General features: G+C 56.1%; 18 protein-coding genes. 13 read left to right on the top strand and 5 right to left on the bottom strand.

The genetic code is table 11. The annotated features are described in order from the left end of the window. Nucleotides 1–93: 93 nt before the first annotated feature. The 5 genes from CPH80_RS16340 to CPH80_RS16320 all read left to right on the top strand — a co-directional run bounded on the left by CPH80_RS16340 (nucleotide 94) and on the right by CPH80_RS16320 (nucleotide 7,204). Nucleotides 94–513 carry a MerR family transcriptional regulator gene (locus CPH80_RS16340; RefSeq protein WP_096281705.1) on the top strand — a complete coding sequence of 140 codons (420 nt, stop codon included), beginning with the start codon at nucleotides 94–96 and terminating at the stop codon, nucleotides 511–513. Between the two features lie 18 nt (nucleotides 514–531). After that, the gene (locus CPH80_RS16335; RefSeq protein ID WP_096279452.1) at nucleotides 532–3,150 is read left to right on the top strand and encodes a heavy metal translocating P-type ATPase; all 2,619 of its coding nucleotides are present in this window, start codon (nucleotides 532–534) and stop codon (nucleotides 3,148–3,150) included. Between the two features lie 141 nt (nucleotides 3,151–3,291). Beyond that, entirely contained in the window at nucleotides 3,292–3,741 is a 450-nt protein-coding gene (locus CPH80_RS16330; RefSeq protein WP_096279450.1) for a DUF411 domain-containing protein, read from the top strand. A 76-nt stretch (nucleotides 3,742–3,817) separates the two neighbouring features. Continuing rightward, nucleotides 3,818–4,987, top strand: coding sequence for a YcaO-like family protein (locus CPH80_RS16325; RefSeq protein ID WP_096279448.1), 1,170 nt, complete (start codon nucleotides 3,818–3,820; stop codon nucleotides 4,985–4,987). Nucleotides 4,988–5,224: 237 nt separating this feature from the next. Then, nucleotides 5,225–7,204, top strand: a complete 1,980-nt coding sequence (locus CPH80_RS16320; protein ID WP_096279446.1) for a ribonuclease R family protein — start codon at nucleotides 5,225–5,227, stop codon at nucleotides 7,202–7,204. A gap of 15 nt (nucleotides 7,205–7,219) precedes the next feature. Here the strand turns inward: CPH80_RS16320 and CPH80_RS16315 are convergent, their stop codons facing one another. Further along, nucleotides 7,220–8,113, bottom strand: a complete 894-nt coding sequence (locus tag CPH80_RS16315) for an acyltransferase (protein ID WP_096279444.1) — start codon at nucleotides 8,111–8,113, stop codon at nucleotides 7,220–7,222. A gap of 24 nt (nucleotides 8,114–8,137) precedes the next feature. Beyond that, nucleotides 8,138–8,269: a hypothetical protein gene (locus CPH80_RS23015; RefSeq protein WP_264754796.1), complete on the bottom strand. Its 132-nt coding sequence runs from the start codon at nucleotides 8,267–8,269 to the stop codon at nucleotides 8,138–8,140. A 10-nt stretch (nucleotides 8,270–8,279) separates the two neighbouring features. On the opposite strand from CPH80_RS23015, the gene CPH80_RS16310 reads away from it, so the two are divergent. The 5 genes from CPH80_RS16310 to CPH80_RS16290 all read left to right on the top strand — a co-directional run bounded on the left by CPH80_RS16310 (nucleotide 8,280) and on the right by CPH80_RS16290 (nucleotide 13,838). After that, complete coding sequence (locus CPH80_RS16310) at nucleotides 8,280–9,431, top strand: alpha/beta fold hydrolase (protein WP_096279442.1); 1,152 nt, start codon at nucleotides 8,280–8,282, stop codon at nucleotides 9,429–9,431. Nucleotides 9,432–9,479: 48 nt separating this feature from the next. Beyond that, the gene (locus CPH80_RS16305) at nucleotides 9,480–10,391 is read left to right on the top strand and encodes a LysR family transcriptional regulator (RefSeq protein ID WP_096279440.1); all 912 of its coding nucleotides are present in this window, start codon (nucleotides 9,480–9,482) and stop codon (nucleotides 10,389–10,391) included. 155 nt (nucleotides 10,392–10,546) lie between these two features. Beyond that, on the top strand, nucleotides 10,547–11,767 hold the full coding sequence (locus CPH80_RS16300) for a Bcr/CflA family multidrug efflux MFS transporter (protein WP_096279439.1): 1,221 nt from the start codon (nucleotides 10,547–10,549) through the stop codon (nucleotides 11,765–11,767). A gap of 113 nt (nucleotides 11,768–11,880) precedes the next feature. Continuing rightward, nucleotides 11,881–12,378 (top strand): thiol peroxidase, encoded by a 498-nt coding sequence (gene tpx, locus CPH80_RS16295; RefSeq protein ID WP_096279437.1) that lies wholly within the window; start codon nucleotides 11,881–11,883, stop codon nucleotides 12,376–12,378. 167 nt (nucleotides 12,379–12,545) lie between these two features. After that, the gene (locus CPH80_RS16290; protein ID WP_096281703.1) at nucleotides 12,546–13,838 is read left to right on the top strand and encodes an MATE family efflux transporter; all 1,293 of its coding nucleotides are present in this window, start codon (nucleotides 12,546–12,548) and stop codon (nucleotides 13,836–13,838) included. On the opposite strand, the gene CPH80_RS16285 is transcribed toward CPH80_RS16290, so the two are convergent. Continuing rightward, a complete protein-coding gene (locus CPH80_RS16285) occupies nucleotides 13,824–14,249 on the bottom strand; it encodes a thioesterase family protein (RefSeq protein ID WP_096279436.1) in 426 nt (141 codons plus the stop codon). The two genes, CPH80_RS16290 and CPH80_RS16285, sit on opposite strands and share 15 nt — an antisense overlap. A 173-nt stretch (nucleotides 14,250–14,422) precedes the next feature. On the opposite strand from CPH80_RS16285, the gene CPH80_RS16280 reads away from it, so the two are divergent. Next, complete coding sequence (locus tag CPH80_RS16280; protein WP_096279434.1) at nucleotides 14,423–16,078, top strand: MBL fold metallo-hydrolase; 1,656 nt, start codon at nucleotides 14,423–14,425, stop codon at nucleotides 16,076–16,078. 40 nt (nucleotides 16,079–16,118) lie between these two features. Here CPH80_RS16280 and CPH80_RS16275 read toward each other — a convergent pair whose 3' ends face one another. Continuing rightward, nucleotides 16,119–16,277, bottom strand: a complete 159-nt coding sequence (locus CPH80_RS16275; protein WP_096279432.1) for a YqaE/Pmp3 family membrane protein — start codon at nucleotides 16,275–16,277, stop codon at nucleotides 16,119–16,121. A gap of 110 nt (nucleotides 16,278–16,387) precedes the next feature. Between CPH80_RS16275 and CPH80_RS16270 the strand changes: the two genes are divergently transcribed. Then, on the top strand, nucleotides 16,388–17,509 hold the full coding sequence (locus tag CPH80_RS16270; protein ID WP_096279430.1) for a succinylglutamate desuccinylase/aspartoacylase family protein: 1,122 nt from the start codon (nucleotides 16,388–16,390) through the stop codon (nucleotides 17,507–17,509). On the opposite strand, the gene CPH80_RS16265 is transcribed toward CPH80_RS16270, so the two are convergent. Further along, a complete protein-coding gene (locus CPH80_RS16265; RefSeq protein ID WP_227520216.1) occupies nucleotides 17,499–18,692 on the bottom strand; it encodes a MalY/PatB family protein in 1,194 nt (397 codons plus the stop codon). The genes CPH80_RS16270 and CPH80_RS16265 overlap by 11 nt on opposite strands. A gap of 260 nt (nucleotides 18,693–18,952) precedes the next feature. Between CPH80_RS16265 and CPH80_RS16255 the strand changes: the two genes are divergently transcribed. After that, nucleotides 18,953–19,843 (top strand): prenyltransferase, encoded by an 891-nt coding sequence (locus CPH80_RS16255; protein ID WP_096279428.1) that lies wholly within the window; start codon nucleotides 18,953–18,955, stop codon nucleotides 19,841–19,843. Nucleotides 19,844–19,931: the final 88 nt, after the last annotated feature.

Genomic DNA, 19,931 nt, shown 5'->3' with positions numbered 1-19,931 from the left:
TGTACGCTTGCTCTCCGCCTTCCCTGGCTCCGAGCATTTTCGGACAAGCCTCCCACACCGCCGCTCATTAACATTTGGCGGATGCTGCTGAATATGAAAGTTAAGGACCTTGCTACGTCTGCCGGGGTGAATCCGGACACTGTTCGTTTTTACACCCGGGAGGGGCTGCTTAAACCGACCCGAAACCCGGATAACAACTATCAGCAGTATGACACTGAGGATCTTCGGCGGCTGCGTTTTGCCCGCAAAGCTCGACAGCTGGGTTTTTCGTTGCCAGAGATTCGGCAGATTCTGGATCAGGCGGACGACCACCACTCGCCGTGCCCCATGGTTCGGGATGTGTTTCAGCAACGGCTGGCCGTGGTCGAGCAGGAGATTCAAGAGTTGGAGCAGTTGCGTAAGCGTATGAAGACAGCGCTGGTCGCTTGGCAGGATATGCCGGACGGCACGCCGGATGGCCACACCATTTGCCGGTTGATCGAGCACTGGGACGATAGCGAACCCGGAAAATAGGCTGAGGAGTAAACCACTATGAGCGAAGCACCTGTATTACACACCACTCTCAGCATTTCCGGCGCTACCTGTCAGGGATGCGCTAAAAAGATTCGTAATGCCCTGGAGCCTCTAACCGGCGATACCGGTCTTGTAGAGGTTAATCTGGAAGATCAGACCGTGGCGCTGCCCGAAGGCATTGATGCCAAGGAAGCGGCTAGAATTGTGACGGAAACCGGATACCCGGCAGAACCGGTATCTAAAACTGAAAAGCCTACCAGTTGCTGCTCTTCCAAGTCTGAAAAGTCAGGCGGCAGCGCTGAAGATACGAGTGAACAGCTCGATACTCTGGAAGACACACCTAAAGAATCTGCAGCTCCAGCCCAAAGCGACGATCAAGTGCACCTGGCGGTAACCGGTGCTACCTGCGCCTCTTGTGTGAACACCATCGAGAAAGCATTGAAGTCAGTGGCAGGCGTTACCCATGCCTATATGAACCTGGCGGACAATACAGCCACAGCAACGGGCGCGACCGATCCGCAAGCCCTCGTGCGAGCTGTAGAGAGCTCCGGTTACGGCGCCAGTGTGATTGAAGACGTGGATGCCGCAGACGACAAGAAGCAAGAAGACGACAAAAAGCAGTACAAAACTTTGCTGGTGAAGATGGCCATCAGTCTGGGCCTGGGTGTTGGCCTAATGGTTTGGGGCATGGGGTTTGGCTCCATGACCGTAAGCGAAGCGAACCAAGGCATCTGGCTTGGCCTCGGCCTGCTGACGCTCGCGGTTATGGTCATTACCGGTGGACACTTCTACGTCGGCGCCTGGAAGGCATTCCGGCACCACAACGCCAATATGGACACGCTGATTGCCCTGGGCACAGGTACCGCTTGGCTGTATTCCATCACCGTCACCAGCATTCCCGAAGCCTTACCTGAGATGGCGCGGCATGTGTATTTTGAAGCCTCAGCCATGATCATCGGTTTGATCAATCTTGGCCAGGCGCTGGAACTCCGCGCCAAGGGCAAGACATCCGAGGCGGTTCGTCGACTGCTGGATCTGCGGGCGAAAACCGCCCGGGTTATCCGCGACGGGCAAGAGCAGGACATTCCGGTAGAGGACGTGCGCAAAGGCGACCACATTCGCGTTCGCCCCGGTGAAAATCTGCCGGTGGACGGGCGGGTTGTAGAAGGCAGCACCCGCATCGACGAAAGCATGCTCACCGGCGAGCCCATGCCCGTGAGCAAAGCAGTGAACGACGAGGTCTCCGCCGGCACGCTGAATACACACGGCGGGATTGTTTACGAAGCAACCCGCGTAGGCAGTGAGACTGCACTGGCGCAGATCATCCGGCTGGTGAAGAAGGCCCAGGGTTCAAAACCGGCTATCGGGCGGTTGGCAGATAAAATATCGTCAGTGTTCGTGCCCAGCGTCATGCTGATTGCCGTGGCCGCCGCGCTGGTTTGGTACAACGTCGGGCCGGAGCCCGCGATTGTTCATATGATGGTGGCAGCCACCACGGTACTGATCATTGCGTGCCCTTGTGCACTGGGTTTGGCAACGCCTATGTCAGTGATGGTGGGTGTGGGCAAGGCGGCGGAATACGGCGCCTTGATTCGTCAGGGAGACGCACTGCAAACCGCAGGCAAGCTTGACCTGGTGATTCTCGACAAAACCGGCACCATTACCGAAGGCCACCCGGCGGTGACCAGCGTGCACGCCGTAAATGGCGACGAAAGCGAATTGCTAGCGTTGGCTGCAGGTTTGGAGCAGCATTCCGAGCACCCTCTCGCGGAAGCCATCGTTAACAAGGCCAAAGAGCAAAACGCACAGCCGCTCAAGGTCATCGATTTTGAAGCCCTGAATGGCAAGGGTGTGGCTGGCCAGTTTGAGGGCGACCGGGTTCGCCTAGGCAACCGCCGCTGGCTGGAAGCCGAAAATCTGTCGTTAAGTGGTCTTGAAGGCGCAGAAAAAGCCATCACCGAAGTGGCCGGTACACCGCTGTTTCTTGCCCGGGGTGCCGAGGTGCTTGGCGTGATCGGCGTTGCGGATGCCATCAAGGCAGATTCCAAAGCCGCCATCCGGCGCATGCACGACGCCGGTATCAAGGTGATGATGGTTACCGGTGATATCGACGCCACGGCAAAAGCCATTGCTGCCAAGACCGGCATCGACGAATACCGCGCCGAAGTTCTGCCCGAAGACAAAGCCGACGTGGTAAACGAAATGCGCGGCAAAGGCTACACCGTGGCCATGGTGGGTGACGGCATCAACGATGCGCCGGCGCTGGCCGCGGCCGATGTGGGTTTCGCCATCGGCACAGGCACCGACGTCGCCATCGAAAGCGCCGCCATCACCTTGATGCGCGGCTCCCTGCACGGCGTACCAGATGCCATCGAGATCTCCCGAGCCACGGTAAAGAACATTCACCAGAATCTCTTCGGTGCCTTTGCCTACAACAGTCTGGGCATTCCCATCGCCGCAGGCCTGCTGTACCCGATCTGGGGCATATTGATGAGCCCAATTCTTGCCGGTGCCGCCATGTCACTGTCCTCAGTAACCGTCGTGACCAACGCCAACCGGCTGCGCCTTTTCAAAACCAGTCGTAAGCCTGATTTGGCTCACGCCCAAAGCCAAAAACCAAGTGGGGAGCGGAACTGATGGAAACAATACTGGTCAATGCCGGAGGACTTGTTCTGATGGCTGCCATCGTTTGGTGGTTCTGGCTTTCGTCGTCAGATACCGACGCCTCCGCACAGAATAAAAGCCATCACTGAACACAACATTAAAGAGAGAAAAATCATGAAAAAACAAATTCTCGGACTGGCCCTCGGTGCCACACTCGGTTTTAGCACTCCGCTGTTAGCGGCTGGCGCGACACAGAACATTCATGTTTACAAGTCGCCCACCTGCGGCTGCTGCACAGACTGGGTCGATCATCTGGAAAGCAACGGCTTTGATGTGGAAGTTACCGGCACACAGGATATGAACCGCGTCAAAATGGAAGCTGGCCTTACCCCCAACTTGGCCAGCTGCCACACCGCGTTTGTGGGTGACTACGTCATCGAAGGCCACGTGCCCGCTGACGATATTCACCGCCTGATCGCCAACGCCCCGAAAGCCCGCGGCCTGGCAGTCCCCGGTATGCCCGCCGGCTCACCCGGTATGGAAATGGGCGACCGCAAAGACCACTACGAAGTATTAATGTTCAACGACCAGGGCCAGACCAAGGTATTTTCCGAGCACAACTAGGCCACATAGGCCAGCCCAAGATACCATCTGAGCTGGCCTGCAAATCAGAGCCCTGCTAGCATCGCTGCACATTCCGATGAGCATGATCGCCAACCTGTTTGTATCCAACGGCATGAGCGCCGGCAACAACCGCGAAGAGGCGATTGTTCAGAGCGTGTCCGAACTGTTCGAGCGAGCAATCAAGGCCCGCATCATCGCCGAAGCCATCGCCCTGCCCGAAGTGCCAAGCACCGTGCTGGCGCGCTTCCCCCATATTGTGGAAGGCATAGAAGCCCTGCAAGAAGCCGGCTTTGGCATTCGCGTGCTGGATGCCTCACTTGGCGGCCAATACCCGGTTATGTGCATTCTTCTGATGCACCCAGACGGCGGTGCTTACGCCTGCTTCGGCGCACACCCAACGTTCGAAGTTGCACTGGAACGAACTCTAACCGAACTGGTTCAAGGCCGTGCCCTAGATGAACTAGAAGGCTTCCCGGCGCCCACTACCGACATGGACATGGTAGACGAGCCCCACAACCTGGAGCTGCACTTTATCGATGCCAGCGGCTACGTAAGCTGGGCCTTCCTCAGCGACGAGCCGGACGTGGAATTTGCCGACTGGGACGCCCACAGCCCATGGGCCAAAGACAACAAAACGTCCTGCGCCCAGATGATCGACCTAATCCACAGCGAAGGTCACGAAATCTACATTGCAGAGCATACCGATCTGGGCGCTTTCGCCTGCCGCATCCTGATTCCGGGCTTCTCGGATATCTATCTGCCAGACGAACTGATCCTCAATAACAACAACGCCAGCCTGCCCGTAAGGCCTGTGCTCTACAACCTGCACAATGCCGGCGAATCTGGCTGGCAGTTGCTGCTGGAAACTCTGGAGGGCCACCACATCAACGACCAGATGAAAGTACTGGAGTGGACGGGCATCGTAGGCGATAGCAGCCGTTGGGGCCGCTTACGTGTTGGCGAATTCAAGATTTGGCTGCTGTTGGCCTTAAACGATCTGGAAGGCGCATTCGAACTGTTGGCACCCGTGCTAGCGTCAGGTGACCTGACCGAAGACGATCGCCGCGGGCTGGAGTACTACCACAGCGAAGCACGAGTAGCTCAGGCGCTAAGCTTTATTGCTGGTGAACAACGCTTCCCTGGCCTATCAGCGCTGGCACCTGCCGCGCCAACCGAAGGCCACCGCAAGCTTCTGGAAGGCTACCGCAAGGTGTTAGACGGCCAGAACAGAGCCGCCTCAACTTGATTTCAGGCAGCACCGGTACCTTTGTAGCACCGGTGCTGCTCTGCGCTATTCACAAAATTACATGATTTACAGTCTTATGCTGTAATCTTTTCTACACACCCGCTCGTCGGTGCTCTATGGTTATTTCCACTTCCTCTGAGGGAAATACAGCGATTAACCACGCGTAACGGGTCTGACTCATACCGCGTAAACCGTTATACTTCGCTCCATCATTCATTTTTTCAGCCAGGTTCACCCATGTTCAATGCCGACGCTCTCAACCAGTTGCGCCAGCTAAAGACTGATATTGAGGAAAGCAAAGTCGTTTTCCCCGGGACGGTTAAAGCCACCAACGGCCGCTTCGGGTTCGTCGTACTAGACGAAGGGCGGGACGTTTTCTTGCCACCAGAAGAAATGCAAAAAGTACTTCCAGGCGACAGGATTAACGTTACCGAACAGGAAGTAGACAAAGGCAAGATCCAAGGCGTTGTGGACGAGCTTTTAGAAAGCCGGCTGAGCACTTTTGTTGGGCGCTATTTAGAGAAGGGCAAAGGGCACTTCGTAGTGCCGGAAACGCCGGGCATCAACCGCTGGATTTTTATTCCGCCTAAAGAACGCATGAATGCGCAGCCCGACGATTACCTATACTGCTGCATATACAAACACCCAATCAAAGACGGGAAGGGCCAGGCAAAGGTTCTTCGGGTTATTGGCAAAGCCGGCGAACCGGGGATAGAGCGTGCTCTCACCCTAGCGACCTTCGACCTGGCAGATTCTTGGCCCGCGCCTGTTTTAGAACAAGCAGATAGCCTGAACGAAGCAGCTGTCGAAGCCTGCGAAGCAGGGCGGGAAGACCGCACTGAGCGCGCATACGTGACCATTGATAGCCCAGCCACGCAGGATATGGACGACGCCCTTCTGGCGGAACCCAATGTCACCGGTTGGTCGTTATCCATTGCCATTGCCGACCCATCTGCACTTATTGGGCCGGAAAGCGCGGCTGAAATTGAAGCCTTCAACCGGGCAACCGCTATTTATTTCCCGGGTGAACCCTTGCCCATGCTGCCCGACAGCATCAGCACCAAACTGTGCTCGCTGATGCCCGACATGAACCGACTGGCTCTGGTATGCGATCTGCAGGTCAATAACGATGGCAGCCTGGGCGAATATAGCTTTCACCAGGCGGTTATCCGCTCGCAAGCCAAGCTCAGTTACGATCTGGTTTCCAACCTGATTGAAGGGCGCGAAGACGAAGACATCAAAGCCTTACCCGACTCAGTTGCCAACAGCTTGGATCAGCTCCATCAAGTGGCAACCGCGCTGCGCAAATGGCGCAATGAACACGCCCTGCTAAGCGGCGATCGGCCCGAATTCCGGTTGAGACTGGATGAACATCGACGCATTCGCGCTATCGAACCCTCGGTACAAAACGAGGCACATCGGCTAGTAGAAGAATGCATGGTTGTGGCCAACCGTTGCGCTGCAGATCTTCTGGCTCAGCAACCATCTGGCCTGTTCATTCAGCACTCGGGGCTTCGTAGCGACCGTGCAGACAACACCCGAGCTTTGATTGAAGGCTATGCGCCTCACCTTGCGGATCTTGACCCCAGCACCCCTGACGGTTTCCGGGAGTTGATGAAACAGACCACAAACCTGAAAGCAGACGTGCCGGTGAAAGCGATTCTCTCTCGGCAGCTTGCCCGGGCGGAGCTGGCCTTCACCGCGGCACCGCATCAAGGCATGGGTCTTAAGGCCTACACCACCTTTACATCGCCTCTGCGCAAGTATACCGATCTGTATGTTCACCGGTTGATCAAAGCGGCACTGTGGGACACCCCCATGAAGGCGCTCGACGGGGCCAAATTGTTGGCACTTCAGAGCGCGCAGTTCAAAGCCCGCCAGGCTGCCAACAGCCTGGAAACCTGGCTTCGCAGCGACTTCGCGAAAACCCTGGGCGAGGAGCCTATGGACGGTGTTATCAGCCGAACCATCCCCGCCGGATTTTTCGTGCGGCTAGACGTCAACGGCTTGGAAGGGTTTGTGAGTTGCAAGACCCTCAACGGCAAGTTCGGCTTCGATCCAGTAACCCTGCGTTTGATACACAACAAAAATGGCCGCATTTTCCAGTTGGAACAGGCCGTTAAAGTCAGTTTTTCAGGGGTCGAAGAAGAGCGCCGGCAGATTAACTTCAAGCTGGTAGAAGCTGAGGCTAAGGAGAACGACGACAGCAAGGGCTGACGTCGTTGCCGAATGCTAAGGGCGGAGCATATTCTCTAGGCGGACATCCTTGGCCTGCCATTGACCCCCCAGCCAGTTCTTCACACTGCGCCTGTGCTGGGCATCGGTAGAGTAATCCCGCCCTTTCAGGTGCTCGGGTATAGTGACCGTGTGAATTTCCATTTTCACTTCACTCACCCGGCCGCACATAAAGTCCCAGAACGAGGGCGCGCCGCCAGGATAGGCAATGGTTACGTCAACCAGAGTCTGTATTGAATCACCCATGGTGTCCAAAACGAACGCCGCACCGCCGGCTTTCGGCGTTAACAGGTGGGTATACCGAGATTTCTGCTTGTCGTGTTTGGCTTGGGTAAACCTTGTACCTTCCACAAAGTTCATCACGCTCACCGGAGTATAGCGAAACTTTTCGCAGGCACGGCGCGTGGCTTTCAAATCCTCACCACGCTTTTCCGGGTGCTTGATCAAATACTCCCGCGTGTATCGCTTCATGAACGGGAAATCCAAGCCCCACCAAGCAAGCCCGATGACTGGCACCCAGATAAGCTGCTGCTTGAGAAAGAACTTCAGAAACGGTGCCCGGCGATTGAACACCCGCTGCATGGCGAAGATATCTACCCAACTCTGATGGTTGCTCAGTACCAGATACCAGCTTTCACGACGGAGATTTTCCGCACCTGTGACATGCCATTGCGTGCCATGGGTGAGCTTCATCCAACCGGTATTGCACGCAACCCAAGACTCGGAAATCCAGATAATGGCCCGGGTGCACAGTACCCGGAACCCCTTATGGGGGATAATGAGCTTCAGCAGCGCTGGAATATAGAGCAGCACACACCAGAACAGGGTGTTGATTGCCAACAGAACGGAGTTGAGTATGCCGATAACGGGAGCGGGCAGGAAACTGAGCATGCGGAGCCTGTTGTGATTATTTAGTCAGTGGTGGGCAATCATACCAATCAGCAACGGCGATGGGCAGTGGCCGTTTGTGACCGCATTGCCATCCAGAAATGACAGTCTTGCCATAGCGTAGCCTAGCACTGCAAGATAGCCTCGCTTCTTTACCATGGATTTTTCAATGTCAGATCTTATCAAAGCCGCCACTGAAAAGGCCTCAGGGCTGGCGCGGCAGACAACACTCTACGCAGGCAATGCGTTTGACCGAGTGTTCCGTGCCGCGAGCCTGGTGCAGGCGGGGCAAACGCCTTTTGAGACACTTCACTCTGATGGGCTGGTAAGCCTGCGATACTACCCGCCGCTGCAGGAAGATTTCATCGAACTGGATGGCATAACCATTCCTGTTGAGCGCAAACCCCACCGCACGCCGGTGGTGATTGTTCCGCCATTGGCGGTCAATATGTTGATATACGATCTGCTACCCCAGCGCAGCCTAGTCAGATTTCTGCGCGCAAAAGGTTTTGAGGTGTATCTCATTGATTGGGGCAAGCCAACTCGGGCGCACAGTCACTATAATTTTCATACCTATCTGGCAGAGCTGTTACCTGGATGCCTTGAGCGGGTTCGCAAGCACAGTGGCGAGCAAGAGCTTTCACTGCACGGCTGGAGCTTGGGCGGCATGTTCACTCTGTTCTATTCGGGCCTGAGCAAAGATCAGCATATCCGTAACGCAATTATTTTGGGCTCCCCCATCGACAGCCACGCGTCTGGCATACTCGGTTTATTAAGCAAGGGCTTGGGAGGTGTCTCGGATTTTGTTCACCAGCACACCGGGTTTCAGGTTCATGATCTTCGCCCTCACTGGTTCCACAGCCCCGGCTGGTTGAACACCATCGGCTTCCGGCTGACCAACCCCATCGGCAGCGTTATGGGTTACTGGGAGCTGATCATTCGCCTGGGAGACCGGGAGTTCGTTACCAACCACGCCACCACCGCTGCTTTTCTTGACCACATGGTGGCCTATCCCGGCGGTATCGTGCAGGACACAGTGGTGCGTATCTGGATGGATAACGATTTGTCCCGAGGCACTGTACAGATTGGTGATGATGAAGCGCAGTTAGCTAATGTAACCGCTAACTTACTAGCCGTCGCGGGCAGTGAAGACTCAATGGTGACACCAGGCGCCGCAAAGCGGGTGATGGATCATGTCTGCTCCGCAGATAAGACCTTCCGGGTCATCCCAGGCGGACATATGGGCATTCTGGCGGGCAGCAAAGCACCGCGGGAGAGTTGGTTGGAGATGGCGGGGTGGCTGGCCGAGCGTTCAGGTTGATCTAAAACTCGGTTCCGGGGATGGCCGTTCTGGATTACACTGCTATCCATGAACCTTATTGATACATTCAATCTTGATATTCGCGCGCTACATACCTTTGTCGCTGTGCTTGACGAGGGCAGTGTCTCCCGCGCGGCGGTCAAACTCGGGGTCAGCCAATCGGCGGTCAGCCACACTCTGGATCGCCTGCGTAACGCCCTCGGGGATCCTCTGTTCGTCAAATCCGGGCGCGGCATTGCGCCCACGCGATACGCAGTGCAGGCCGGCCCCCACGTTCGCCAGATTCTCGACGACATGCACTCGCTGGCATCCGGCCCGCCGTTCACGCCAGAAACCACGGAGTTCACCTTCACCGTTGCCGCCAACGATTATGAGCGGGACCTGCTGCTGCCATCGCTGATGCAGCGCCTACGAGAACAGGCACCGGGCATAATGTTACAGGTAATTGCTTCAGGGATTCCCAGTGCGGAAATGCTGCGCAAGGACATCTGCGACCTGATCATCTCTCCCCACGCTCCGGAAGCCACCGACATCATGCAGAGGGGGCTGATGGGCGATCGCATGGTCGTTTTCTACGACCCGCAAAAGCGCGAAGCGCCGGAGAGCGTGACCGATTACGTGAAGGCCGATCACATAGCCCTAGTATTCGCCAGCGGCGAAAAACCCGCCCTCGAAGCTGGGCTCTCTGCCCATGGGCTAACCCGCCGAAACCTGGTCACAGTCTCTAATTTTTCCGGGCTGCCAGAGTTTCTCAGGGGCAGCGACATGCTGGTTACCGCACCTGAGCGAATGAGCAAACACTTACTTCGAGACTTTGCGTGGGTACCCTTACCTTTCAGCTTCAAGCCTTTTACTCTGCTGATGGTATGGCACCGCCGCAACCAAAATGACCCCGCCCATCGCTGGTTACGCAACCAAGTAAATGCAGTCGCAGCCACCATGAATGGCCTGAACGACTAACTCATCATTTTTACTCATATATCCTATGAGCAGCTTCAGCGTTATTTTTTGTCCGCGCAGCCCCTACACTCCAACGCCTAAGCCTCACCGTGACGCTGAGCCCTGATGGGAAATAGCAGCCCGCGAAGGTCGCACCCTTTAACTATGGACAAGAAATGCTCGCTCTCACCAGTATCTGGACAACCATACTGCTTGCTGCCGCCGTCGCATTGGGGCCGCTGGCCACCGATATGTATCTGCCGGCGTTGCCACAGATAGGCAGTGATTTTGGTAGCGGCACCAGTCAAGTCCAGCTAACCCTGAGCCTGTACTTGGTCGGCTTTGCCATCGCGCAACTGGTGTGCGGCCCCCTGGCCGACCGATTTGGCCGCAAGCCGATCATGATCGGTGGCTTTGTGCTGTTTGCCATCGCCAGCATTGGTTGCGCGCTTGCTAGCAATATCGAAACTCTAATTCTGTGTCGCTTTTTGCAGGCGTTGGGTGGGTCGGCAGGCCCCGTACTGGGTCGGGCCGCCATCCGGGATATCTATACACCTCGCGAGGCGGCGAAAATCATGGCGCTTCTGGCTAGCATCATGGCTTTAGCACCAGCAGTCGCACCAACCCTCGGTGGCTTAATGGTTGCCGGTTTCGGCTGGCACTCTATTTTTCTAGCGCTGGGCGGTTATGCCTTGATCATGGCGGTGGTGGTTGCCTTCGGCATTCCAGAACCCATGCGCCCAGAATATCGCCAACCCCTGAAGCTCTGCAGCTTGTTGAGGAACTATCGTGCAATCGGAACCGACATCAGTTTTCTCGGTTACACCCTAACCAACGCTTTGCTATTCTCAGGGCTATTTGCGTTTCTTTCCGGCTCCTCGTTCGTGCTAATCGATTTTCTAGAAGTGCCGCCACAAAAGTTTGGTCTATATTTCGCCGGCATTGTCGTCGGCTACGTAGCCGGCAACCTTGCTGCAATCCACCTTGGCAGTCGCCTGGTGCCAGATCAAATTCTCGTTCGCGGCTTGGTCATTGCGGTTGCTGCCGGCAGCCTGATGATGGCTCTGGCATTGGCAGAAGTATTCAGCGTGTGGGCCGTTATACTGCCCCAGGCATTGTTTATGGCGGGTACCGGCATGGTTATGCCCCAGACCATGGCAGGCGCCATGGCCAACTTCCCGCGCATGGCCGGTTCCGCTTCAGCGCTGTTCGGCTTTGCCCAAATGGCCATTGCAGCCTGCGCCGGCATGCTCGTGGGCCACCTGCACGATGGAACCTCATTGGTAATGGCAACAATTATTGCCATCTGCGCCGCTTGCGCCCTCGCCAGCTATCTGCTGCTGGTGCAGCGCCACCCCGCTCCCGGGTTCGAGCCGCAAGCAGTCTCCGGCCAATAGTTGCATCGCAAAATGCCTGACGGGGTGCAAACTCATCCAAAATGAACTAAAAAGAGTAAGCTGTAACTGAACATTGACGGATAGATATTTCCGTATCACGAAAGGAGCAATTCATGAGCACAGTCACTCTCGACGGCAACCCCATTGAACTGAGCGGCACGTTTCCGAAAAACGGCGACACAGTACCGCCATTTACGCTTACCAACAGTGGCCTGGAAGAAGTCCAGCTCGACAGCTGGGCCGGGAAGCGAAAAATCCTGAATATCATTCCCAGTATCGACACCGGCGTGTGCGCCGCATCCACCCGTAAATTCAACGAAAAAGCCGGCGGCTTGGACAACACCGTGGTACTGGTTATCTCGGGCGACCTGCCGTTCGCAGCAGCCCGCTTCTGCGGTGCTGAAGGCCTAGAAAATGTCATCACTCTTTCCACATTCCGGAATTACAGTTTCCAGCAGGACTATGGCGTGGCGATTCAGGACGGCCCGCTGGCCGGACTTTGCGGCCGTGCCGTGGTGGTTCTGGATGAGGACAACAAAGTCATCCACAGCCAGCTCGTCAGCGAGATCAAAGACGAGCCAGACTACGACGCAGCACTGAAGGTTCTCTAAGGAAGCCAGCACCCGGTTCCGAAGCCCGGCGGGCGGAGAGGCTCTCTGCCCGCCGGGCTAACTCCAAAATCTGTTAGACTCCCGCACCCAATCCAAGACTAAGGCTCCACCCCCAACCCGTGAGTAAAGCACCCGAAAACGCCAGCCTCACCCGCCAGCTCTACACCATGACTTGGCCCATGCTATTTGGCGCACTTTCGCTGATGACATTTCAGCTGGTAGACAGTGCCTTTATCGGCCAACTCGGCCGGGATCCTCTGGCGGCACTCGGTTTCACACTCCCCATGCAGCAACTCATTATCGGCCTGCAGGTAGGTTTGGGCATCGCAACCACGGCGATTATTTCGCGAACTCTAGGTACGGGCGAACAGCTTAGAGCTTTTCGCCTCGGCGGGTTGGTCATTACCGTTGGCAGCGCACTGGTGTTCGTACTCTGTGTCGGCTTGTGGCTTCTGCAGAGCCCGATCATGACAGCCCTAGGGGCAGAAGATACTCTGCTTCCACTGGTTCGCAGTTACTGGGTGCCCTGGCTGATCTCGGCATGGATAGGCGCATTTCTGTACTTCGGGTATAGCATCTGCCGCTCCCACGGCGACACCAAACTGCCAGGCTACCTGATGGTAGCCACCAGCCTCGCCAACATCGCCCTGGATCCGCTTTTTATCTTTGTTTTTGATTGGGGCCTGCCTGGTGCTGCCTGGGCCACGGTAGTTTCCTTCGGAATCGGCTGCCTGTTTATCTATCCAAAGCTGCTCAAGCGCGGCTGGGCCCGCTTTGATCTTCGCGAACTCGCGTTGGGACGCGCGCTAAAACAACTCAACAGCATCATGGCCCCGGCGATGGTCAGCCAGCTCATGCCGCCTGCCTCAGCCATGTTCGCAACTGCCATGGTCGCCGGTTTTGGCTCAGCCGCCGTTGCAGCTTGGGGGCTGGGTACCCGCCTAGAGTTCTTCTCCATTGTGGTGGTGCTCGCCCTCACCATGTCTATGCCGCCGATGATTGGGCGCATGTTAGGCAGTGGCGATATTGAACAGATTCGTAAACTGGTGCGGCTTGCGGTGCGCTTTGTGGTGGTCTGGCAACTGGCCATTGGCCTGCTCTGGCTGGTCGGCTCCGGCCTTGTCTCCGATCTATTCAGCAGCGATCAGCAGGTACAGGACATTCTCGGGGCCTATCTTGTGCGGGTGCCGCTCAGCTATAGCGGCCTGGGGGTGTGCATGTTGATGGTGTCTGTATGCAACGCCCTTGGCTTGGCCATGCGGGCACTGTTGGTTTCAATCCTGCGGCTGTTTTTGTGCTTTTTGCCACTGCTGTGGCTGGGCAGCCAACTCAACGGCATTCATGGTCTGATGAGCGGTGCATTGGTGGGCAACCTGTTTGCCGGCGTTATGGCATACAGCTTCTATCGCACGGGCATGCAGCAACTCCGCAAGAGCGGGAGCAAATCAAGCGAAGCGTGAACGGAAGTTTTCTGGCATGGGCACCACTTTCTTTTGCTGGTAATCAAAAAACACGAACCCGTATTTTGCCCGCGCAACTGGCTGGCTATTTTCGGCCTTGGTTACCCGGAACACAAAATCACCCCCGTATTTGTTGAAATCCATCAGCCCCACTTCAAAGCGCAACATTTCTGGGAAGAACGACTCCGACTGATACATGGTGGCCAGATCCGTCACAATAATGCCCTTGCCGCTGTTGTCGCCCTCAGAAATTCCGTAACTGATCAGGAACTGAGCCCGCGCTTCAGAGAGCATCGAAACCAGGGCATCGTTGCCTAAGTGATTGGCGCCGTTGATGTCGGTCGTTCGAACCTGCATACGGGTTTCAAAGCAGAATACATCGTCAGGGAAAGAAAGTTCGATTCGGGCCACGTGGAGGTACCTGCCTTTCTGTGTGTCTGGATTTATTAGGGAGCGTCTGGGTGCAGAAGCAGATGATACGCTGTTGGGTTGAGGCGTTCATCTCAAGATCTTGTCGCAAAAATCAGTTATCTTCACCAAGAGTCTTTGAGCGCTGGATTCAGAGGTAACCGGAGGTTAAGAGTTTGAACAACAAAAGCCCGAAGGATATTCGCCCTGCAGCCACTCTGGCATTGGTGCGTGATGCTCAGAATGGCCTGGAAATACTATTGTTGCAGCGTACCTGGGGAGCGGTGTTTTTACCCGGTTATTACGTGTTTCCCGGGGGCACAGTAGACCAGCATGACACCCACGGGCGCGACCATGCCGACGGCCCGGTAGACACCGAGATCAGCCACACCATGAGCTTGAGTGAGGGCGGCGCAGATTATATGTTGGCCGCGGTACGTGAATGCTTTGAAGAAGCCGGCGTACTGGTGGCCGTGGATTCAGACAAACGCACCATAAGCGCAGACCACGCAGCTCACAATGACCGCGAGGCGGTATTCCGTGGGGAGCTATCCCTCGCTGAACTCTGCCGGCGCCATCAATTGACGATTCCTCTGGATCGACTCGCTTACCTGAGCCACTGGGTTACACCTCCCGGGCCACCCCGTCGCTTTGATACCCGGTTTTTTGTCACCAAGGTGCCCGACAGTCAGCCGGTGCAACATGATGGCGACGAAACCATCGACCATGTATGGATAAGCCCCGCAAAAGCGTTAGAGGAACACCGTGCTGGCCAGCGGCTGATGACGCTGCCCACCATAAGAACCCTGCGAGTTCTCCGGGATTTCGATACCGCAGATGATCTGATGCGCTACGCTTGGGCAAACCCACCCGAGCCCATCCCCAGCCAGCCGTGGCCAGCCACCCGGCGCGGTAAGGCGATAATTCTGGAGCCAGGTTCACCGGCTTATGATGAGGCAAACAAGCTGGACCCTGAGGCCGAAGGCAGCACCAAAGCTGAGATTATTCCCGGTGAGGCCATTGAAGTTGCAGCCGGTGTAATTCGCCTGACTGCGCCCAACCCCGGCATGATGACCGGGCCGGGAACCAACACTTACATCCTGGGACACGAGCGCTTTACGTTATTGGATCCAGGCCCCAACCATGCTGGGCACATTGAGAGAATTCTGGAGCTAACGGAAGGGAAAATTGATTCTGTGGTGGTTACCCATACCCACCTAGACCACTCCCCTGGCACCCGCGCCCTGAAGGAAAAAACCGGATGCCGGGTCTATGGGCGGCCGGCGCCGGCCGGGGCATCTCAGGATCAGGCATTTGCGCCAGATGATCAGCCCGAACACGGCGATCTGATTAAAACCGACGCTGGCACACTCAAGGCATTGCACACACCCGGGCACGCCTCCAACCATCTTTGTTATTTGCTGGAGGAGCAGGAGCTTCTGTTTTCGGGGGATCACATCATGCAGGGCTCAACCGTGGTCATCAATCCGCCAGACGGCGATATGAAAGCCTACATAGAGTCGATGTACGATCTGCTGGCCGAATCTATTCGCTTTATTGCGCCGGCCCACGGCTTTTTGATGGGTCACCCGGAAGCGATCATCGATTACCTGATCACCCACCGCCTGACCCGGGAACACAAAATTGCCAAGGCGCTCGAAAAGCTGTCGCCGGTGAACTTGAAAGACCTGACCAGCAAAGCCTATGGCGATGTGCCAACCGCAATTCACGGCATCGCAGCCAGATCGGCGCTGGCTCACCTGCTAAAGCTGGAGGCAGATGGCCGAGCCTTGCAGGAAAACGAGCTCTGGCAGGCTACGCCAACTACTTGAGCCACGCCCGCCTGCGGGTACTACGCGTATCTGCCGGCTTCTACTTCTTGGCGATAATATATACCGCGTGCACTATGCCGGGGATATAACCCAAAAGGGTCAGCACTATGTTGATCCAGAAGTGCTTCCCTATGCCCACCTGCAGGAAGACGCCCAGCGGCGGTAACAAAATCGCAATAATAATTCGCAAAAGATCCATATTGTTCACTCCCTCCGTCGGATATAACTAACACGCTTGCATCGGTGATCCTTGCAAGCTGGTTAAGCCATTAAGTTTACGCACATTCGCCTAATGTTCATGGCTACACCATGAAAATGGCATTAAAACCAAAGCCCGCGCAAAAGCCCAAGCCCAAGAAAGTAGCGCCCAATATTGATTTGAAAGAAGTAGCGCCGGTACCGGCTCCAGAGCCGCCAAAAGATCCCCAAAGCGAAGAGAGTCCTAGCAGTAAAGAACAGGAAATCAGCGCACCCGTCGTTGAGCCGACAGAGCCGAAGACAAAAGAGCCGCGGCCCGCAAACAACCTGGTGTTGCTGGGCAGCGAAGTTCTGCCCGGCACATCAACGCGCTTGGCCTGGTCTTCTGGCATTCAAATTGCCGGCTTGGCGCAGCCCACACCGGTACTGGTGGTCAACGGCATCAATGCCGGCCCGACCCTGTGCCTGACCGGCACAATTCATGGCGATGAGCTGAATGGCATCGAAATTATCCGCCAGACCATGTACGACCTGGATCCGGAAAAGCTGAGCGGCAGGGTGGTGGGCGTTCCCATTGTGAACCTGCCGGGGTTCCAGCAGGGCAGCCGTTATCTGCCCGATCGCCGTGACCTTAATCGGCACTTCCCCGGCCGCTCGAATGGCAGCCTGGCAGACCGTATAGCCCACTCGCTGTTCGAGAAGATTATTCGGCACTGCGACATGTTGGTGGATATCCACACAGGTTCATTGAAGCGAACCAACCTGCCACAACTCCGTGCAGACATGAACAACCCCACGGTTGCAGAATTTACCCGGGGCTTTGATCGCATGGCGGTGGTACACAGTAGTGGGTCACAGGGAATGCTCCGCACTGCCGCGGTCAATGCAGGCATTCGTTCGGTAACGTTAGAGGCAGGCGAATCCCACCGCATTCAGGAGCACCAGATAGATGCTGGTGTAAACAGCCTGACCAGCTTGATGGAAAAGCAGGGCATGATCTCCCGGATGTTTGTATGGGGTGACCCCCAACCGGTGTATTACAACTCCGCCTGGATTCGAGCAAACCACGGCGGCATTCTGTTCAGTGAGGTTAAGCTGGGCGCAAAAGTTTCGAAGGGCCAGAGTGGCAAGGTATGGAAGGTCATCAAAGAAACCAAAGGGGATATGCCAGGGATGAACAAGCCACCGCTCTGGGAGCGTGTAGGTAATCACTGTTCCACTACTAACCGTTAACTCCGCGGTTGCCTGGTAACGCCGACTCGATGCGCTTCAGCACTTCGGCTAGCACCGCCTTGGGGCAGCCGATGTTAAGCCGCATAAAACCACTGCCCTGATCACCGAACGAAATGCCGGGATTCATACCAACGCCTGCGCTCTCCACAAAAAACCGTTTCAGGGCGGCATCATCCAGCCCCAAATCCCGGCAATCGAGCCACATCAAATACGTTCCTTCCGGTGCTCGGGTCTGAATTCCGGGCATGCGAGCGTTGACTGTTGCCACCACAAAGTCTCGGTTCTTCTGCACATACACCATCAAGTCGTCCAACCACGGGCCGCCGTAACGGTAACCGGCTTCAAATCCCGCAATACTGAATGGGTTGCATTGCGGCAGGTGCATGGAATCAAACACCTCTTTGATAGCATCGCGCCGCTCTTTGTCTGGAATCACCAGTGCAGATAACCCAAGCCCCGGTATGTTAAAACTTTTGCTCGGCGCAATGGCCGTTATCAAGGCATCGTCTGGCTTGGCAAGTGCGGCCAGCATCCGGTGCTGGGGCTTGTCGGCAAAGGTGAGGTCGCAATGAATTTCATCGGAAATGATTACCAGATCATGTCGGCGCGCTATGTCCAGAACCGCTTCCAACTCCTGTTCCGACCAAATGCGCCCAACCGGGTTGTGGGGCGAACACAGCATTAGTAGCTTTGCATCCGGGCGCGCGGCGCAGGCTTCCAGATGCTCCAGATCCATCCGGTACTGCCCGGCATCGTCACAAACAAGTGGGTTTTCAATAACCGACCGGCCACTGAGCCGAACAGAACTGAAGAACGGTGGATACACCGGTGGTTGCACAATCACGCCCTCGCCCGGCGCGGCGTATGCCATGCAGGCTGCGTGCAGTGAAGGCACCACACCGGGCGCCATCAATATCCATTCCCGCTGAATATCCCAGCCATGGCGCTCACGAAACCAGTCAATGATTGACTGGTACAAGCTGTCAGGAAACAGGGTGTAACCGTAAGCCGGGTGAGCTGCGCGGTCTGTTAGCGCTCGAGTTATGGCCTCCGGTGCGGCAAAGTCCATATCGGCTATCCACACCGGAATCACATCCTCGCGGCCGAAAACGGCCTTGCAGGCATCAAACTTTACCGAGCAAGTATTGTCGCGGCTAAGGGGCTGATCAAACGGGTCTGTCACGGGCGAACTCCACAACCGGTTAGTAATCGGATAACGCCGGTTATTGTGAGTGGGTATTGCCATCATCGCAACCGACCGGATGCGTTCGGTGAGGCTGATCTGCCTCCGGCGGTGCTCAACTAAATGGTTGCAGAACAGTATCGGCGGGAGCCCCATAAAGTTGCTTCCCTCGTATTATTAAGTAATCTGGGCAACTTCATTGTCATGCGGACTTTGCTCGGACTGGTCTTCGCGGCAGGTTATATCTAAGGAAAACATGAATGTCTGAAGCAGTCGCCGTTGTCCGCGCCTCTCGTCCCAACTTTCTGGTTCTCGCACCTCTGTGTGTCGGGCTGGGGGTTGCAGTGGCCTGGCAACAGGGCGAGCCGCCAGCCCTGTTGGACACGCTGCTGGTCTTTATTGGCGCCTTGCTGGCCCACGCTGCGGTCAATCTGCTGAATGAATACGAAGATTTTGTCTCAGGCCTGGACTTTATAACCACACGCACACCGTTTTCCGGGGGCAGCGGGGCACTCCCGGAGACGCCCTCTGCCGCCAAACGTGTGCTGGCAACAGCCCTTGGCACGCTGGCTTTGGTTATCCTTATCGGCTTCTATTTTCTCTGGCAGCGCGGGCTGCCCATGCTGGTTCTGGGTTTCGCCGGAGTAATGCTCGTGCTTACCTACACCCGCTGGATTACCCACTCACCCCTGCTGTGCCTGTTTGCACCCGGCATTGGCTTTGGGCCGGTGATGATTCTGGGCACACTCGTGGCACTTGGGGCCAAGCTTGATGCCACTGCCATCACTGTATCCGTGATCAGCCTACTTCTGGTTAGTGAGCTGCTGCTGATCAATCAGATACCGGATGCGGAAGCAGATCGACAGGCCGGGCGTCGGCACCTGGTTATAACCCTAGGCACCCACGCCGCCGCCCAGCTGGTGTCCGTACTGTTTCTTTTAGGCTACGCGGTTCTGGTAACGGGCGTCTTTGCTGACTGGTTGCCATTGCCGTCTATACTGTCATTAGCAACCGCACCCTTCGCACTCTGGCTTGTCTGGACGCTGCCGAGCGCTCTTAATCAACCAGATGTGCTCAACGTGTTGCTGGGCACCAACGTGGCCATCCTTTTGGCCACACTGGCGCTGCTTATCATTGGTTTGAGTTTGTAAGCTGAGAGAGGCCGAAATATGTACTTAGGGCGTGCTCTTGCATATACGGGAACTTTGACCGAAGGTTAAAACTGAAATTTTCTAATTT

The sequence above is a fragment of the Marinobacter sp. LV10R510-11A genome (genome assembly GCF_900215155.1).
GTDB lineage: Bacteria > Pseudomonadota > Gammaproteobacteria > Pseudomonadales > Oleiphilaceae > Marinobacter.
The sequence above is the reverse complement of the archived record's forward strand: the minus strand, read 5'-3'. Positions and strand labels throughout refer to the sequence as shown.

Excerpts from the sequence above, each read along its gene's own strand:
- CPH80_RS16310 (WP_096279442.1), top strand. The coding sequence starts at position 8,280 with ATGTCAGATCTTATCAAAGCCGCCACTGAAAAGGCCTCAGGGCTGGCG.
- CPH80_RS16305 (WP_096279440.1), top strand. The coding sequence starts at position 9,480 with ATGAACCTTATTGATACATTCAATCTTGATATTCGCGCGCTACATACC.
- CPH80_RS16290 (WP_096281703.1), top strand. The coding sequence starts at position 12,546 with ATGACTTGGCCCATGCTATTTGGCGCACTTTCGCTGATGACATTTCAG.
- CPH80_RS23015 (WP_264754796.1), bottom strand. The coding sequence starts at position 8,269 with ATGGTAAAGAAGCGAGGCTATCTTGCAGTGCTAGGCTACGCTATGGCA.
- CPH80_RS16335 (WP_096279452.1), top strand. The coding sequence starts at position 532 with ATGAGCGAAGCACCTGTATTACACACCACTCTCAGCATTTCCGGCGCT.
- CPH80_RS16340 (WP_096281705.1), top strand. The coding sequence starts at position 94 with ATGAAAGTTAAGGACCTTGCTACGTCTGCCGGGGTGAATCCGGACACT.
- CPH80_RS16315 (WP_096279444.1), bottom strand. The coding sequence starts at position 8,113 with ATGCTCAGTTTCCTGCCCGCTCCCGTTATCGGCATACTCAACTCCGTT.
- CPH80_RS16325 (WP_096279448.1), top strand. The coding sequence starts at position 3,818 with ATGAGCATGATCGCCAACCTGTTTGTATCCAACGGCATGAGCGCCGGC.
- CPH80_RS16270 (WP_096279430.1), top strand. The coding sequence starts at position 16,388 with ATGAAAATGGCATTAAAACCAAAGCCCGCGCAAAAGCCCAAGCCCAAG.
- tpx (WP_096279437.1), top strand. The coding sequence starts at position 11,881 with ATGAGCACAGTCACTCTCGACGGCAACCCCATTGAACTGAGCGGCACG.
- CPH80_RS16275 (WP_096279432.1), bottom strand. The coding sequence starts at position 16,277 with ATGGATCTTTTGCGAATTATTATTGCGATTTTGTTACCGCCGCTGGGC.
- CPH80_RS16320 (WP_096279446.1), top strand. The coding sequence starts at position 5,225 with ATGTTCAATGCCGACGCTCTCAACCAGTTGCGCCAGCTAAAGACTGAT.
- CPH80_RS16330 (WP_096279450.1), top strand. The coding sequence starts at position 3,292 with ATGAAAAAACAAATTCTCGGACTGGCCCTCGGTGCCACACTCGGTTTT.
- CPH80_RS16300 (WP_096279439.1), top strand. The coding sequence starts at position 10,547 with ATGCTCGCTCTCACCAGTATCTGGACAACCATACTGCTTGCTGCCGCC.
- CPH80_RS16255 (WP_096279428.1), top strand. The coding sequence starts at position 18,953 with ATGTCTGAAGCAGTCGCCGTTGTCCGCGCCTCTCGTCCCAACTTTCTG.